Consider the following 14,999-nt stretch of genomic DNA (forward strand, 5'->3'; position numbering starts at 1 on the left):
ATGAGGTCTCAGCCGTGCGATGAACGAAAATTCTCATTCGCACGGCTGCGTCTGGAAGATTGACGATCCAGACGATATTCGCCTTTCCCCCTATCGCAGCATTCGCGAGAAAGATCTCGTAGGGCGCCAGCAGCGGTTTATCGCTGAAGGCAAGGTGGTCCTGAACGTCCTGTTCTCGGCTTCTGCTCGTTTCGAGACAGAATCCCTGCTCGTTCTGGAGAACCGGCTTGGTGGCCTTGGCGAGCAGCTCAGCCAGTTGCCGCCAGACGTGCCTGTTTACTCTGTTTCACAGACGGTCATGGACGCGGTCGCGGGATTTCACGTCCATCGCGGCATTCTTGCCGTTGGCCGTCGCAAGCCGCAACCGGGCCTGCGAGCAATGCTGGAAGCGCTGCCCGGAAAATCGCTCGTTGTGGTCCTGTGCGGCATTTCCAATCACGACAATGTCGGCTCAATCTTTCGCAATGCCGCCGCTTTTGAAGCCGATTGCGTGCTTATGGACGAAACCTGCTGCGACCCGCTTTACCGCAAGGCCATTCGCGTATCGGTCGGCGCCACATTGAAGGTTCCCTATTTCCACGGCGGAAACATCGATGAAATCGTCGCCGCGCTGGGCGATGCCGGGTTCAATCTGCTGGCGCTCAGCCCGTCATCTCCGCTCAGCATCTATGATGCGGCCAAGCATGACCGCCACGCGCTTCTGCTTGGTACGGAAGGTGAAGGACTGCCGCCTCGCCTTCTTCATAAACTGCAAACGGCCAGGATTCCGATGTCCGATGCCTTCGACAGCCTGAATGTAGCAACCGCAACCGGCATCGCCTTGTCGCGCTTCAGCAAGTTTCAGTAGACGTCTCATTTTCCTGGCGATGATAACGCCGCCGCTATCAATCGGCCGTCGATGGCTGCCAATCCTGTTGCAATCATCGCCATACCGATCACGTGTTTGGTTTGCAAAGTCTCGCCAAGAAAAAGCGCTCCAAGCAGGATAGCGCTGACCGGAATGAGAAACGTCACCAACATGAGATTGACCGCGCCCGCCGTCGATAGGATGCGGAAAAAAGGACGTAAGCGAGTGCCGTCGAAAGCAGCGCGATACCGGCCAGCGCTCCCCAGACTGCAGCGCTCGGACCAGCCAGCGTCCAGGGATGATCCACCAACAGGGCTATCGGGATGAGCATGATCGTTGCTGCCGTTACCTGGCCCGTGGCTGTTATCAGCGGCGCAACTCCCAACGCTTTGAAGCGACGCCCAAAAATACCGGCCAGCGAATAGGAGAATGCAGCACAGAGAATCGCAAGCTGCGGCCACAGGCTGCCTCTGATTCCGGCGATAGCATCGGGCCCGATCATGATTGCTACCCCGAAAAACCCTATCAAAACACCGGCAATCTTGTTCGGGGTGATCTTTTCGTCCGCCGTCAGAAAATGCGCGACAATAACGCCGAAGAGCGGCGTCGTGGCATTGAGGATGGAAGCCAACCCACTGGCGATCTGAGTCTGCCCCCAGACGATGAGACAGAATGGCAGCAGATTGTTGAGAAAGCCCATACCGAAAAACGCCAACCATATGCGGCGATCTTTCGGCAATGATAGGCCCATCATTCGAATTAATATGACCAAAGCCAGCGCAGCCAGCCCGACCCGGAGCGTGACGATAGTAAAAGGTGGCAACTCCCGAACGGCAATACCGTTGAAGAAAAACGAACCACCCCAAAGAACGGAAAGAATAATGAGCATCACCCATTCCTTCCATCCCATCATCTTCTGCGCCGTCATCTTTAAAACCTCTGAAGCCAAAGCTTAAGTTCTGCTGACTATCAACTTAGGCTGGTGTAGGGCCATCCATAGATGCAGCGCGTACAATTGGCTTCCCGTTTATTGCTTTCAAATTCCAGAGTAATTCCTGCAAAGGCGGGAAACGGTTTTGCGCAGGATAATGCCGGAAAAAACAAATAGATAGAGCGGTTCCAGCGCATCAATGCAACCGGAAATGCTCTAACCGAGATAGCGCCGTGCCGGTGCATACAAAAAAGCGGATGCTCTTCGCACCCGCCTCTCAGTCATTGATCAGAAAAACGGTCAAGCCGCGGAAACACTGGCTGTGTTGGCAACAAGACGCCGCAGCATTTCTTCTGCCTGCGGTTCACGCTCGGAACGACCGATGAAGCCGCCGCCGAAGACGCGCGCAGTGTTGCTTTCATCGGAATAAAGCACGCAAGCCTGTCCCGGAGCGATGCCGCTTTCGCCATCAACCAGTTCAACCCACGTCTGGCCGTCGGCATGACGCAGCACGGCAGGACGCGGCGGCCGGGTCGAGCGGACCTTGGCGAATACTTCCATTCCGGCTTCCGGCAGATCATTGATCGGCGCATCGCCGAGCCAGTTGATGTCGCGCAGGAAGACTTTGTGCGTTTCCAAAGCTTCGCGGGGGCCGACGATAACCCGCGCATTGGCGGCATCAAGATGAACCACATAAAGCGGCTCGCCCGTAGCCACGCCAATGCCGCGGCGCTGGCCGACCGTATAATGCACAATGCCGTCATGGCGGCCGAGCGTGCGGCCATCAATATGAACAATATCGCCGGGATTGGCCGCTTCCGGCTTCAATTTGGAGATAATGTCCGAATATTTGCCCTGCGGCACGAAGCAGATGTCCTGGCTGTCCTGTTTCTTGGCGACGGTCAGGCCCATTTCCTCGGCAATTTCGCGCACCTGCGCCTTTGGCAGATGGCCAAGCGGGAAGCGCAGATAGTCGATCTGCTCCTGCGTGGTTGCAAAGAGGAAGTAACTCTGGTCGCGATCCGTATCGACCGGGCGATAGAGCGCACGATGCACGCCATTGGCGCGGCTGCGGATATAGTGACCCGTCGCCAGTGCATCGGCGCCAAGATCGCGCGCGGTCTGAAGAAGATCAGCGAACTTGACTGTCTGATTGCACGAAACACATGGAATCGGCGTTTCGCCGCTCACATAGGAGTTTGCAAAAGGATCGATCACGGCTTCGCGGAAGCGCGCTTCGTAATCGAGAACATAATGCGGAATACCGAGACTTTCCGAAACGCGGCGGGCATCCTCGATGTCCTGTCCCGCACAGCAGGAACCGGCGCGATGAACGGCAGCGCCATGATCGTAAAGCTGTAGCGTCACGCCAACGACATCGTAACCTTCACGTTTGAGAATCCCGGCCACAACAGATGAATCGACGCCGCCCGACATGGCGACGACAACGCGCGTGTCTTCCGGCTTTCCCGGCAGATCGAGGCTGTTCAGGCTCATGATTGATTCCAGCTTCCGGGCAAACGCCCTGCTTCTCAAAATTTAGGTTTCTGCGCCCTATATAGGCCAAACTGCGGCAATTTGCCAAGGGTAAGCTAACAATCATTGTCATGATTAGCGCCACCAGCGCACACTTCCGCGTGAATTTTCCGGCCTTATGCCTCGAAAAAGCCCGCAATAGGGCGAAAACGATTATTTTTCCAAGTCTTACCAGAGCGTTACCAGCTGCTTAGGTAATTTTTAAAGCTGTCGCGCTAGTCTCACACTCGATTAGGTCCTTGAGTGTTGTGTAGAGAGTACAATGACCGATCTGGTAAGACCGCGTATAAAATATGTTATCGGTCCTGATGGCAGCCCGCTGACCATCGCGGACCTCCCCCCCGCCAATACAAGGCGCTGGGTCATTCGCCGCAAGGCTGAAGTCGTCGCCGCAGTGCGTGGCGGGCTTCTGAGCCTTGAGGAGGCATGCCAGCGTTATACATTGACGGTGGAGGAATTCCTTTCCTGGCAATCCTCAATCGATGAGCATGGTCTCGCCGGCCTCAGGACCACCAGAATTCAACAGTATCGTCACTAAAGCCGTCTCCACAAAACCGGGACCGGTTTTGGAAGGACGGGATCGGGCTCCTGCGGAACTCCGCGAACGGGTCATTGATCGACAAATCGAAAACCGGCCCACGTGGCCGGTTTTTATTTGCACATTCCGTTCCTATGTTGTGAACTTGGCGTGTTGATCCAGACACACAATGTTCAGGAGGATGACATGAGCGGGACGATCGAGATTCGCAAGGAAGACAGCTCCGATGGCGGCCGTTATGCGGCTGTTCTCGACGGTAGCGAAGCCGAAATGACCTATACGAAGCTTGGTCCCTCGCTGATATCCATCGACCATACTTTCGTGCCCGACGCGATGCGCGGCAAAGGCGTCGCGCAGGCGCTCGCCAAGAACGCGGTTCTGGACGCACGCCGAAGCGGATGGAAAATCATCCCGCGCTGCAGCTTCATGCACGCGCAGGCCATGCGTCACCCTGACTGGGCGGATGTTTTCGGCAAGGAATAATCGCCGGACGGACGATCTATTGCAGGTCGCGGATGCGGCGCGCCAGACTCTTGGGGCCGGCCTTCTTGCCTTTTCCCGCGCCGGATTTTTCCGCCGCCTCAAGAATGGAATGGATCGGCGAATCCGGCCCTTCTTTCGCAGCGGTTGCAGCCACCATGCGGGCGGCAAGCTCAGCCATTTCCTCGCGCAGCGCCGCGTTTTCCCGTTCAATCTCGGCTAGCTGAACGCTTGCATTCGCGCCTGCATTGCTGCGGCTATGGCGCTCGATTTTTTCCTGCGCGTCCGAAAGTTCCGATATCAGTTTTTCAAGCTTCTGCTGCAATTCGCTATTGCGTCGCTTTTCGCTTTTCAGTTCGGTCTGCGCCGAGGTCAGCTGGGTCGAAACTTCGTTGTAACGCGCTGTGGCTTCCTTGCGATCTCGACGCATTTCAGTCATCTCGTTTGTCAGACGGCTGTATTCCGTCTCGCTTCCACTTATTTCGATACGCAAGGTATCGGCTAATCCCTCAAGCGCGCTGTAGTGGCTTTGCATCCGTTCCAGTTCCGCCTGGAGGATTTGCGCCTTTTCCAGTGCTGCATTACGGGCCGTTTCGGCCTCTTTCGTCACCCGCTCGTGCTCTGCCAGCCGTTTCTCAATATCCGCCTGGCTTTCCTCAAGCAGTGGAATGCGTTTCAGCTTCTCATATTGCCGGGCGAGCGTTACTTTCTGCTCCGCCGTCTTCTGGCGCTCGAGCTTCAGCAACTGTTCCAACCGGCTGACTGCAACGGCATATTCCGCCCGAAGTCCATCACGATCGGCTCGTATCTCTGCCAGATTGATCGGCAATTCCGCCTGCACCTGCCGCCGCGCCAGAAAGAAGGCGCGTCGCCAGACCGAAGGCCCAAGCAGAATCACGACGAAAACCGTCACAAGAACGCCGAATATGAAAAAGAGAGCGGACTGGATCACGGTTTCAAATGGGCCCGGGCGGTTTCAGACAAGCATCGACTATTCTTAGCGCGCAGCCAGCCATCTTTCCAGCCGGGACAATCACAGGCTGAAAAGATGGCCAACCGCCATCAGGCTAGAATGGATTCCACGTCGGCGATGGGGAAAGCTTCAGATAGCCGATATTCACGCCCAGCCGCGCACCCACGCCGGTACGGATCGGAACCAGCATGATGTTCTCGCGCTTGAGGACGTTGAAGCCCACGCCTGCAATGGCATAGGCAGAGCCTGCAACCCCGGCATAGCGGCCATAGAGGTTCTGGATGTCGTCGAGATTATAAACGAGCATCATCACACGAGAACCCTGCCCGCCGAAATCCCAGCCAAGCGAGGGGCCCTGCCAGAACGTCTTATGATCGCCCGCGTTCTTGGTATAGAGCGTCCCTTCGCCATAGGTCAGGCCGCCAATGAAGGCGCCGGAGCCCTCTTCACCAAGAATATAGCCGTTGGGCAGACCAAAACTCTGGAACGCCTTTTCGACGGCACTTGCGATGCCGCCTGAAGTCGACCCGAAGAACCTGTGACCAGATTGGACGATTTCCTCGGCAGTGTATGTGTTCTGTGCTCTCGCCTGATTTGGCAGAGCGATGAAAGAAACAAACAGCGCCGCAAAAAACGCAACGAAGCACGCCGCATTGCGGAACCTGATTTGCGACAGGGATTGTATGGCCATGTAAAATTCCTTTTGGCTCTCCGCTCCTCTGTCTGACGGCCCTGTTAAAAGCCAGACCACGTCTCTTCCGGACATTTTGGTCGAATCGGGCCTATTTTAGACCTGAATTTATTGTCCAAACCTTTAAGCAGCGAAATTGGCTTTACCAAGGCATGCTATTTCAGGCTTTTCTCACGCTGTTGTGAGGGAATGTTCGGGCGGAGCGGAACAAAAGAGAGCTTTGTTGCGGCGGTCCGATGGCGCGTGTATCCAATTAAACCGATATTCGAGGCGATTCGCCCACCTTCATGCAGCACGCAAACCCTGGCTTTGCGGGCTGTCTCGTCAACCGATAACGGTCCGGTCATCCGACATGCGCGGCTGACGGGATCGATCCGCGTTCCGGAGAAAACGCCATGCCAATGCCCGTTACCCTTTCCGCACTCGACCTCGGTGCGCTTCTGTGCAGCAGGATCTGTCATGACATCATTTCGCCGGTCGGCGCGATCAACAACGGTCTGGAACTGCTGGAAGAAGGCGGAGCCGACGAAGACGCTATGGCGCTCATCAAGTCGAGCGCCCGCAACGCCTCCGCCCGCCTTCAGTTCGCCCGCATCGCTTTCGGCGCCGCAGGCTCGGCAGGCGTGCAGATCGACACCGGCGACGCGCAGAACGTTGCCACGGAATATTTCAAGAATGAAAAGCCGGAATTCACCTGGGAAGGCACGCGCGTCCTGCTGCCGAAGAACAAGGTCAAGCTGCTTTTGAACATGCTTCTGATCGGCAATGCGGCCATACCGCGTGGCGGCTCGCTGGCAGTGCGACTTGAAGGCGGCGATACAGAACCGCGTTTCGTCATCACTGTGAAGGGCCGCATGCTGCGTGTTCCGCCGAAGTTCCTTGAACTTCACTCAGGGGCTGCCCCTGAAGAGCCGATCGACGCCCATTCCGTCCAGCCTTATTATACGCTTCTGCTCGCCGAAGAGGCCGGCATGAAGATTTCCATCCACGCGACTGCGGAAGACATCGTATTTTCTGCTGAATAAGCGCGCTTGAGCGCGGGGTCAGCCCGCGCTCACACTGGCAACTGTCATCACATATATGCAAGGGGGACTGGATGGTGGATGAACCAATGGCAGCTTATTGCCTGCTGGTGGATGACTCATCGGTCATTCGCAAGGTCGCCCGCCGCATCCTCTCCGAAACCATCGCAGAATTTGCTGAAGCCTCGACAGGCCGGGAAGCGCTCGAAGCCTGTTTTTCACGCGTGCCCGACATCGTTCTGCTCGACTACGACCTGCCGGACATGACGGCGCTGGAAGTCGTAACCGAATTGCGCTCCATGCCGGGCGGCGATCAGCCGCGCATCATCCTGTGTCTTTATGAACTCGACGTCACCCGCATCATGCGGGCAAAGCGCGCAGGCGCCAACGGCTATATTCTCAAGCCATTTGACCGTGCCTATCTCACCGAACAGTTTGCGGGCGTTTTGTCCGCCTGAAATTGGCAGCAATGTCCAAAAAGCAAAAGCTCCGCCGAAGCGGAGCTTTTTACATTCAAGATCACGAAACCGATCAGGCGCTTTCGCGCATTTCCGCATCCGGCTCACGCAGCACATAACCGCGACCCCAGACCGTCTCGATGTAGCTCTGACTACCGGAAACGGCATCGAGCTTCTTGCGCAGCTTGCAGATGAAGACGTCGATAATCTTCAATTCCGGCTCATCCATGCCACCATAAAGATGGTTGAGGAACATTTCCTTGGTGAGTGTCGTCCCCTTGCGGAGCGAAAGAAGCTCCAGCATCTGGTATTCCTTGCCGGTCAGGTGAACGCGCTGGCCAGCGACTTCCACCGTCTTCGCATCCAGGTTGACCACAAGGTCGCCCGTCGTGATGACCGACTGTGCATGTCCCTTCGAACGGCGCACGATCGCATGAATACGTGCGATCAGCTCGTCCTTGTGGAACGGCTTGGTCATGTAGTCGTCGGCGCCGAAGCCCAGACCGCGAACCTTGTCCTCGATGCCGGCCATGCCGGAAAGGATAAGGATCGGCGTCTTCACCTTGGACAGACGCAAGGTGCGAAGAACTTCGTAACCCGACATATCCGGCAGATTCAAATCCAGCAGGATGATGTCGTAATCATATAGCTTGCCGAGATCGATGCCTTCTTCGCCCAGATCGGTCGTGTAGACATTGAAACTCTCGGACTTGAGCATCAACTCGATGCTCTGTGCGATAGCACTGTCGTCTTCAATCAAAAGGACGCGCATCTCTTATCCCCTTTCCGCAGCCGACCCGATGTCCCTCACGGCAGCACACGGAACTATCGTTGCCTTTGCATGAAGGTGCCAGCAAATGGTTAACAAAATATGATTCTGCTTGGCAAGCATATTTCTGCCCTGTTTAGAAAATTCTCTTACGCGCCTGAATCATAAAGACATTCTCTTCCTCACGACTCTAAAGCATCGCATTAAGAATCTTCGCTAAACGATTCATCTGACTCTAGCTTTCGCCTGTTGCCGAAAAACCACACGAGGTTTACCGAGCCTTAAGTCCTAACGCGTATGATTAACTTCGCCGGTAAAGGAATGGTTACCAAACGAGCGAATTCTTAACTTTTTGTTTCGCTTGTTGAGCCATTTCGGAAGAACGGCTGCGATGATTTCCCCTTCAGGGGCTTGAATTCGCAAGGAGATTCGGGTGCAGGCCGGGCGCGTTTTGCTCGTTCACACCTGTTAATAAAGTCGGGGGGAACGCCCCAACACACGGAAGCTGGTTGGTGTTCAAGGAGTATTGCGTATGAAGCCACGTGAAAGCCTAGTCAGGCTGAAACTGTTCCAGGTGAAGGAAAAACGCCGTCAACTGGGCCAGCTCGACCTGATGATCGGCGAGTTCGAACGGATGGCCGGAGAACTCGACGCCCAGATTCTATCAGAAGAGAAAAAAGCTGGCATCACTGACATCAATCATTTCGCTTATCCGACCTTCGCCAAGGCGGCACGCCAGCGCCGCGACAACCTCTTCGTATCGATTCGCGACCTGATGTCCCAGAAGGAAGCCGCCGAAGCCGAATTGTCGGCTGCAGAAACCGAACTCACGAAAGCCGAAGCGCTTGAAGAACGGGATAACGGCAAGGCCCCGCGTGAGGTGATCGAACGGCCCGTCAATCAGCGCCGCGCCATGATAGGCTGACTGAAAAACTGCCCACCGAATTCAAGACGCTGCTTTTGTCAAAAAAGCGGCGTCTTGCCGCTTGCTGCAAGCCTCGCTCTTTATCAATATATTGATATTTAGAAATCAACGTTGCCTGAATAAAATCGGATTTGCATCGCTGCATCACCAGATGTAGTGAAAAAAGGCAATGCAGAAAACCTCCCCTTCCCGGCCCAAATCGACCCCAAGCAAGTTCAGCTTCCAGACGAGATCCAAGCCACTCCAATGGGTCTTGCTATTCCTGTTTTCTGCGATCCTGATCTTTGCGGGTGAAAAACTGCAATTGCCTGCCGCCATGCTTCTGGGCGCCATGCTTGGCGCAATCCTGATGGCTGCGGGCGAAAGCACGTTGCGGGTCCACCGCTGGCTGTCACTCGCCGCACAAGGCGTCGTCGGCTGCCTCATCGCCCGCTCGATCACGGCAGAGTTTTTCACCAGCATGGGGCAGCACCTGCCGGTCATCTTACTATCCATTGGCTATGTGCTTTTTGTCAGCACCTTCATCGGCTATCTGCTGGCGCGATTTCGCATTTTGCCCGGAACAACCGCCGTATGGGGTTCTTCTCCGGGGGCCGCTACGGCAATGACGCTGATGGCCGAATCCCATGGAGCAGATGCCCGTCTCGTCGCCTTCATGCAATATCTGCGCGTGGTGCTGGTTGCGACAGCAGCTTCGCTTGTCCTGCGCCTTACCACGGGCGTGGAAATCGTTGCGCCTGCTGAAATCATATGGTTTCCATCCATCGATTGGTTCACTCTCGGCCCGACACTGCTTCTGATCGCCGTCGGCTCGTTCCTCGGGGAAGTGCTTCGCATCCCGACCGGCGCAATGCTCGTGCCGCTGATACTGGGCGCCTTGCTCCAGGACACAGGCTTCATCACCATCAACCTGCCCCCGTGGCTGCTCGCGGCGAGCTTTCTGCTTATCGGCTGGCGCATCGGCCTCGGCTTCTCGCGTGCCATCATTGCCCATGCCGCAAGGGCATTTCCGGCGGTGCTGACATCCACGCTGTTCCTCATTGCCGTCTGCGGGCTGTTCGGCATGGCACTTGGTCACCTGCTGGGCCTCGACCCGCTGACGGCCTATCTCGCCACCAGTCCTGGCGGCGCCGACACGGTTGCGATCATCGCAGCATCAAGCAATGTCGATCTGCCTTTCATCATCGCAATGCAGACAAGCCGTTTCTTCATCGTTCTTCTGGCAGGCCCGGCCATCGCCCGCTTTGTCGCCGCGCGGATCAACAAGGGGGGCGCAAAAAAGAACCTGTAGCAGCCTGATTGCCGGAACCGGCGGAGGCATGTTAGGCTTTTGCCATGACACAGGTTTGCACCCATCTCATGTTTCAGGGCAGTGCAGGCGCGGCACTGGAAACGTACCGCTCAATCTTTCCCGACTTTCTGATCGAGTCGATAAAAATCTATGACGAAGCGAGCGGCAGTCCCGGCAAGGTGCAGATTGCGCGCGTGACCTTCGCCGAACACCGGCTGATCGTGATCGACAGCCCCATTCCGCACCAGTTCGATTTCAATCCATCCGTATCGCTGTTCGTCGATTTTCACGACGAAGAAAGCCTGACCAGCGTTTTTGAAAAGCTGTCAGAAGGCGGAGAGACACTGATGCCGCTCGACAACTACGGTTTCAGCAAGCTTTTCGCGTGGATCAAGGACAAATATGGCGTTTCCTGGCAATTGAACCTGCAAGCCTGACAAAAAACCCGGCTTTCGCCGGGCTTTTCGTAGACTCTATTTTGATCAGGCTTTCTTGCCGTGGAAACCACGGATCGCGCCGATGATCTTGTCCTGGTCGGCTTCCGACAAATAGGGGTGCATCGGCAGGCTCAGAATGCGGTTCGGCAGGCTTTCCGAAACCGGGAGGCCGCCCGGCGCAACCGGATAATGCTTATATGCCGTCTGCTGATGCAGCGGCTTCACATAATAGACGACCGAAGGAACGCCTTCCGCTTGAAGATGCGCCTTCAAGCCGTCACGGTTATCGCTCTCGATGGAATACTGTGCCCAAGCCGAACGATTGCCAGCCGGCAGTGCCGGAACCTTGACGACATCCTTCAACGCTTCATTGTAGCGCTTGGCGATACGGTCACGTGCTTCCATTTCGTCTTCGAGGATTGCAAGCTTTTCCAGAAGAACGGCTGCCTGGATCGTGTCAAGACGCGAATTGAGCCCGATACGAACGTTGTCGTACTGGGTTTCGCCCTTGCCGTGGAACAGGACCGAACGCAGCGTGTCGGCCAGTTCGGCATCGTTGGTGAACATTGCGCCGCCGTCGCCATAGCAGCCGAGCGGCTTGGCCGGATAGAAGCTCGTTGCACCGACATGGCCGAAAGCACCGCACATGACGTTGTCGCGCTTGCCGCCGATGGACTGCGCGGCGTCTTCGATCACGAACAGGCCTTCACGGTCAGCGATAGCGCTGATGCGATTATAATCCGCAGCTAGGCCGAACAGGTCGACCGGGATGATCGCCTTCGGCTGCAAGCGGCCTTCCTTGCGGATGGCGGCGATGGCAGCTTCGAGCTGTTCTACATTCAGATTGTAGCTTTCCGCATCCACATCAACGAACACAGGCTCGGCGCCGACCAGCGCAACAACTTCCGCCGTGGCAGCGAAAGTGAAAGACGGAACGAACACCGCATCACCCGGACCGATGCCGCGTGCCATCAGAGGCATCTGCAAGGCGTCGGTGCCGTTGGCGCAGGCGATGACGTGTTCCACGCCCAGATATTCGCCCAGCTTCTTTTCAAACTCGGCCACTTCCGGTCCAAGGATATAACGGCCTTCCGCAACAACCTTGGAAATGGCGGCATTGAGACGGTCTTCGATACGCGCGCGCTGCGCTCCAAGATCAATAAACTGCATGTTGGCTCCAATATATCTGGCCCGCACAAGTGGATATGCGAATCCTCGGCAACCTGTTTATTCGCTTGCGCCCTGCCCCGCTATGGCCAGAGCGTTCAAAGTTTTGCGATTCCTGTAACACCGCTTGACGTAAATTACCCGGACCGCAGGCCCGCCTTTACCGCGGGTGCCTGACAGTACCTTCCGTCAGGATGCGCAGCACGCTGACTGCTTCCTTGCCGTCGGTCCGCGGCTTTTCGCGCGTCTCGATGCAATGCAGGAAATGCTGCAATTCGCGTGTCAGCGGCATGCCTTCCTCAATCGGGATGTAGACAGGCTCGACGGATTTGAAAGACCACTGGTCATTTTCCCGCCAGACCTCGTGGCTGTAGAGCGCAAGCTTGCGATCCCATGGCTCGCCGTCGTCGAATACAGCCATGCCCTTTGTGCCGGTGACGGTCAGGCGGCGCTCGCGATAGGCATTGAGGCGTGAGGCAAACAGGTGCCCACGGATACCGTTCGGAAAATCGAGATGAAGATGCGCGATATCGGTAAGGTGATCGAGCGTTGCAACGCCCTCCCCGCGCACCGCGCTCGGTTCCTCTCCGGTGATGGCGAGAATCATCGACAGATCGTGCGGCGCGAGATCCCACAAGGCGTCGAACGTGTTGTGGAACTTGCCGAACCCGACGCGATGCGAATGAACGTAGCGGATGTCGCCGAGCTCGCCGCTTTTCACCATGTCGAGAAGTTTCTCAAAAGCCGGATGGAAACGCAGCACATGGCCGACCATGAACACGCGGCCATTTTCGCGAGCGGCTTCCACTTCAGTTTCAGCAGCCGGAATGTCGAGCGCGATCGGCTTTTCGACCAGCACGTCCTTGCCGTTCTTCACTGCCTGGATGGCATATTGTGAATGAAACTGCGCTGGGAGCGCCAGAACGATGCCGTCAATATCCGGACGTGTGAACAATTCATCGACGGGAACGCTGGGAACACCGAACTCGGCCGCGAAGCGCTCTGCCTGCTCTGCTCTTGAATCCGAGACTGCCTGAAGGGCACCGAGGCTCTTCAAGGTACGAATGTGATTGCCGCCCCAATAGCCGCAACCCAAAACCGCAATACGAGGTGCCATAAAATTATGCCTTTGCTGATGCCACGTTCCTTATCGGTGCAAATGATAGAAAACAAGACGAAACCTATGCGAAGAGTGCTTGACAGCTTTTCATTCCGCACATATACCGCCGCCATTCCTTGCAGGAACAATGATTTGTCCCACCGGAAACGGCGATAATGAAGTTGTCTCTGTAAAGCGACGCGTGGCGGAGTAGCTCAGTAGGTTAGAGCAGAGGAATCATAATCCTTGTGTCGGGGGTTCGAATCCCTCCTCCGCTACCATCATAACCCCTTATCCTCATTAATGACGGTGGCGTTGTGATTTTCGCTGTAGCGTGACGCACAGTTTGGCAGCAAATCAGAAATTCTAATTGGGTGTTTAGGGACCGCTCAAGAAGCGTTTCAGCCTTCTTCTCATTCCATGAGCGCCTGATCGCGATACCGTTTGCCTGGTAATGAATTTCATCATTGCCCTTCAGAGTACCAATGACCTCGGAAGCGAGTAGCCAAAGCGATTTCTGCGCGGCGGTCGGCTGGGTGACGATTGCCGTTTCCATGCTGGCCACAAAGGCGCCGTCAAAGCCGTTTCATGAGGACAAGCTACGCTTCAGCGCCCGACCATATATCGCGGTCGGCCACACATGAACGCCGGTCAACGGCTTGCACTCCATGTTTCCTGCAAATGGCGCTGAAGCTGGAATAGTTGCCCCACGTTGCTTTCGTCTTCGGACGACCTTTTCAGTAGCTCGGTCGGAGAGATGGAAAACTCCTGCTGGAAGCTTTTTACGAACTGGCCCGTATTTGAAAAGCCATATTTGAAGGCGATTTCCTTAACCCGCAACTGTTGGTTATCCTTGTAGCGAATAAGATCGTTTCGGGCCAGTTGCAGCCGCTGCTTTCTGATCAGGCTGGCTGCACCTCCATCCTGCTCCAGCAGTCGATAAAGATGCGAGCGCGATAAGGCAAATCGCTCAAGTATATGATTAACGTCCAATTTTGGATTGTTGATGTTCTGGATTATAAAATCCAGCACCTGATTGCGGAGCTGTTCCGACGGAGCGCTATGGATATTGTCGTGATCGTGCTTGACCGTCGCTGCAAGCAAATTCAGCAACGCATCACCGCAGGCAACCCCGTCATTGAAGGAAAAACCGCCTGCCTCGCGATAGGCGCTGCCGAACAAACTCCCGATCAACTTTCCCATTGCGGTGTGAGCCCGAATGATAAGGTCCTCCACTTGGGACTTCCCGCAAATATATTCGAACTCTTCCTTCGCGAGCATGAGCGAGATTGTTGCCGTAGAGTTGCTGCACACAGCATTGACCTCGGTCATCACCGAAGTGATGTGAATATCACCAGCGGAGACGACATCTTCTCGTCCACCGAACACACCCCGGGACCCACCGCTTACGAAAAGCTGAATATAGTAATAATCAATGGAGCGGCGCCTTAACCATTCCTGGTTTCGTACGTTGCGATGCCGCCCAAATTCCGATCCCACGATCAGCCGCTCGCCAAGGAGATGCGAACGGATATCGGCGTCAATATGAGCCGGACCCTCAGAAGGAACTTCCAGCGCGTCATAAAGGGGGGAAACCGCTTCCCGCCAGAAATCCGTACGATCATTTTCTGGCAATGCCTTGTTTGAAAGGTAAACGCCCTTGGAAGAGTGCTCCATTTATGTCTTCAGTTCCCGCCGCATTGTTCATTAGCTGATGGTTGTTTAGCACCCTCCTACGGACTATGTCAGCAGGGGGTTGGCTATCGTCAAGATAAAAATAGCACATGACATGCGCGGATGGCTCCCTGCCGTCCTCAAAGGCATGAAGCGTACCA

Annotated in this window: 16 protein-coding genes, 1 tRNA gene and 1 pseudogene; 10 read left to right on the forward strand and 8 right to left on the reverse strand. The window is 55.7% G+C overall.

The features are described 5' to 3' along the window. Positions 1-19: 19 nt before the first annotated feature. Complete coding sequence (locus AC0TOF_RS21220; RefSeq protein WP_473769701.1) at positions 20-847, forward strand: TrmH family RNA methyltransferase; 828 nt, start codon at positions 20-22, stop codon at positions 845-847. 5 nt (positions 848-852) lie between these two features. Here AC0TOF_RS21220 and AC0TOF_RS21225 read toward each other — a convergent pair. Next, a pseudogene (locus tag AC0TOF_RS21225) lies at positions 853-1,775 on the reverse strand (DMT family transporter). A 303-nt stretch (positions 1,776-2,078) separates the two neighbouring features. Further along, positions 2,079-3,275, reverse strand: coding sequence for a tRNA 2-thiouridine(34) synthase MnmA (gene mnmA, locus AC0TOF_RS21230; RefSeq protein WP_473769702.1), 1,197 nt, complete (start codon positions 3,273-3,275; stop codon positions 2,079-2,081). A 301-nt stretch (positions 3,276-3,576) separates the two neighbouring features. Between mnmA and sciP the strand changes: the two genes are divergently transcribed. Together sciP and AC0TOF_RS21240 are read left to right on the forward strand one after the other, a co-directional pair. Beyond that, positions 3,577-3,852, forward strand: coding sequence for a CtrA inhibitor SciP (gene sciP, locus AC0TOF_RS21235; protein WP_002964694.1), 276 nt, complete (start codon positions 3,577-3,579; stop codon positions 3,850-3,852). A gap of 186 nt (positions 3,853-4,038) precedes the next feature. Next, positions 4,039-4,335 carry a GNAT family N-acetyltransferase gene (locus AC0TOF_RS21240; RefSeq protein WP_122001329.1) on the forward strand — a complete coding sequence of 99 codons (297 nt, stop codon included), beginning with the start codon at positions 4,039-4,041 and terminating at the stop codon, positions 4,333-4,335. A 16-nt stretch (positions 4,336-4,351) separates the two neighbouring features. Here AC0TOF_RS21240 and AC0TOF_RS21245 read toward each other — a convergent pair whose 3' ends face one another. Together AC0TOF_RS21245 and AC0TOF_RS21250 are read right to left on the reverse strand one after the other, a co-directional pair. Next, positions 4,352-5,260 carry a hypothetical protein gene (locus AC0TOF_RS21245; RefSeq protein WP_473769845.1) on the reverse strand — a complete coding sequence of 303 codons (909 nt, stop codon included), beginning with the start codon at positions 5,258-5,260 and terminating at the stop codon, positions 4,352-4,354. A 139-nt stretch (positions 5,261-5,399) separates the two neighbouring features. Continuing rightward, positions 5,400-5,996, reverse strand: a complete 597-nt coding sequence (locus tag AC0TOF_RS21250; RefSeq protein ID WP_122001331.1) for an EipA family protein — start codon at positions 5,994-5,996, stop codon at positions 5,400-5,402. Between the two features lie 395 nt (positions 5,997-6,391). Here AC0TOF_RS21250 and chpT point away from each other — a divergent pair, with 395 nt between their 5' ends. Together chpT and AC0TOF_RS21260 are read left to right on the forward strand one after the other, a co-directional pair. After that, positions 6,392-7,021: a histidine phosphotransferase ChpT gene (chpT, locus tag AC0TOF_RS21255; protein ID WP_006467394.1), complete on the forward strand. Its 630-nt coding sequence runs from the start codon at positions 6,392-6,394 to the stop codon at positions 7,019-7,021. A 71-nt stretch (positions 7,022-7,092) separates the two neighbouring features. Beyond that, a complete protein-coding gene (locus AC0TOF_RS21260; RefSeq protein ID WP_473769703.1) occupies positions 7,093-7,476 on the forward strand; it encodes a response regulator in 384 nt (127 codons plus the stop codon). 73 nt (positions 7,477-7,549) lie between these two features. Here AC0TOF_RS21260 and ctrA read toward each other — a convergent pair whose 3' ends face one another. Next, on the reverse strand, positions 7,550-8,248 hold the full coding sequence (gene ctrA / locus AC0TOF_RS21265; protein WP_006467396.1) for a response regulator transcription factor CtrA: 699 nt from the start codon (positions 8,246-8,248) through the stop codon (positions 7,550-7,552). A 529-nt stretch (positions 8,249-8,777) separates the two neighbouring features. On the opposite strand from ctrA, the gene AC0TOF_RS21270 reads away from it, so the two are divergent. The 3 genes from AC0TOF_RS21270 to AC0TOF_RS21280 all read left to right on the forward strand — a co-directional run bounded on the left by AC0TOF_RS21270 (position 8,778) and on the right by AC0TOF_RS21280 (position 10,898). After that, positions 8,778-9,170 (forward strand): flagellar export protein FliJ, encoded by a 393-nt coding sequence (locus tag AC0TOF_RS21270; RefSeq protein WP_122001334.1) that lies wholly within the window; start codon positions 8,778-8,780, stop codon positions 9,168-9,170. Positions 9,171-9,339: 169 nt separating this feature from the next. Further along, on the forward strand, positions 9,340-10,461 hold the full coding sequence (locus AC0TOF_RS21275) for an AbrB family transcriptional regulator (protein WP_473769704.1): 1,122 nt from the start codon (positions 9,340-9,342) through the stop codon (positions 10,459-10,461). A 44-nt stretch (positions 10,462-10,505) separates the two neighbouring features. Then, entirely contained in the window at positions 10,506-10,898 is a 393-nt protein-coding gene (locus tag AC0TOF_RS21280) for a VOC family protein (RefSeq protein ID WP_122001336.1), read from the forward strand. Between the two features lie 45 nt (positions 10,899-10,943). Here AC0TOF_RS21280 and AC0TOF_RS21285 read toward each other — a convergent pair whose 3' ends face one another. Next, positions 10,944-12,068, reverse strand: coding sequence for a DegT/DnrJ/EryC1/StrS family aminotransferase (locus AC0TOF_RS21285; RefSeq protein WP_122001337.1), 1,125 nt, complete (start codon positions 12,066-12,068; stop codon positions 10,944-10,946). A 157-nt stretch (positions 12,069-12,225) separates the two neighbouring features. Beyond that, the gene (locus tag AC0TOF_RS21290) at positions 12,226-13,182 is read right to left on the reverse strand and encodes a Gfo/Idh/MocA family protein (protein ID WP_473769705.1); all 957 of its coding nucleotides are present in this window, start codon (positions 13,180-13,182) and stop codon (positions 12,226-12,228) included. 186 nt (positions 13,183-13,368) lie between these two features. On the opposite strand from AC0TOF_RS21290, the gene AC0TOF_RS21295 reads away from it, so the two are divergent. Further along, a tRNA-Met gene (locus AC0TOF_RS21295) sits at positions 13,369-13,445 on the forward strand. A 204-nt stretch (positions 13,446-13,649) separates the two neighbouring features. Beyond that, positions 13,650-13,808, forward strand: coding sequence for a hypothetical protein (locus AC0TOF_RS21300; RefSeq protein WP_473769706.1), 159 nt, complete (start codon positions 13,650-13,652; stop codon positions 13,806-13,808). 7 nt (positions 13,809-13,815) lie between these two features. Here the strand turns inward: AC0TOF_RS21300 and AC0TOF_RS21305 are convergent, their stop codons facing one another. Continuing rightward, the gene (locus AC0TOF_RS21305; RefSeq protein WP_473769707.1) at positions 13,816-14,841 is read right to left on the reverse strand and encodes a helix-turn-helix domain-containing protein; all 1,026 of its coding nucleotides are present in this window, start codon (positions 14,839-14,841) and stop codon (positions 13,816-13,818) included. Positions 14,842-14,999: the final 158 nt, after the last annotated feature.

It is taken from the genome of Ochrobactrum sp. PL_is501 (assembly GCF_055816895.1).

Excerpts from the sequence above, each read along its gene's own strand:
- AC0TOF_RS21250 (WP_122001331.1), bottom strand. The coding sequence starts at position 5,996 with ATGGCCATACAATCCCTGTCGCAAATCAGGTTCCGCAATGCGGCGTGC.
- sciP (WP_002964694.1), top strand. The coding sequence starts at position 3,577 with ATGACCGATCTGGTAAGACCGCGTATAAAATATGTTATCGGTCCTGAT.
- ctrA (WP_006467396.1), bottom strand. The coding sequence starts at position 8,248 with ATGCGCGTCCTTTTGATTGAAGACGACAGTGCTATCGCACAGAGCATC.
- AC0TOF_RS21300 (WP_473769706.1), top strand. The coding sequence starts at position 13,650 with ATGACCTCGGAAGCGAGTAGCCAAAGCGATTTCTGCGCGGCGGTCGGC.
- mnmA (WP_473769702.1), bottom strand. The coding sequence starts at position 3,275 with ATGAGCCTGAACAGCCTCGATCTGCCGGGAAAGCCGGAAGACACGCGC.
- chpT (WP_006467394.1), top strand. The coding sequence starts at position 6,392 with ATGCCAATGCCCGTTACCCTTTCCGCACTCGACCTCGGTGCGCTTCTG.
- AC0TOF_RS21290 (WP_473769705.1), bottom strand. The coding sequence starts at position 13,182 with ATGGCACCTCGTATTGCGGTTTTGGGTTGCGGCTATTGGGGCGGCAAT.
- AC0TOF_RS21305 (WP_473769707.1), bottom strand. The coding sequence starts at position 14,841 with ATGGAGCACTCTTCCAAGGGCGTTTACCTTTCAAACAAGGCATTGCCA.
- AC0TOF_RS21285 (WP_122001337.1), bottom strand. The coding sequence starts at position 12,068 with ATGCAGTTTATTGATCTTGGAGCGCAGCGCGCGCGTATCGAAGACCGT.
- AC0TOF_RS21220 (WP_473769701.1), top strand. The coding sequence starts at position 20 with ATGAACGAAAATTCTCATTCGCACGGCTGCGTCTGGAAGATTGACGAT.
- AC0TOF_RS21270 (WP_122001334.1), top strand. The coding sequence starts at position 8,778 with ATGAAGCCACGTGAAAGCCTAGTCAGGCTGAAACTGTTCCAGGTGAAG.
- AC0TOF_RS21260 (WP_473769703.1), top strand. The coding sequence starts at position 7,093 with ATGGTGGATGAACCAATGGCAGCTTATTGCCTGCTGGTGGATGACTCA.
- AC0TOF_RS21275 (WP_473769704.1), top strand. The coding sequence starts at position 9,340 with ATGCAGAAAACCTCCCCTTCCCGGCCCAAATCGACCCCAAGCAAGTTC.
- AC0TOF_RS21280 (WP_122001336.1), top strand. The coding sequence starts at position 10,506 with ATGACACAGGTTTGCACCCATCTCATGTTTCAGGGCAGTGCAGGCGCG.
- AC0TOF_RS21240 (WP_122001329.1), top strand. The coding sequence starts at position 4,039 with ATGAGCGGGACGATCGAGATTCGCAAGGAAGACAGCTCCGATGGCGGC.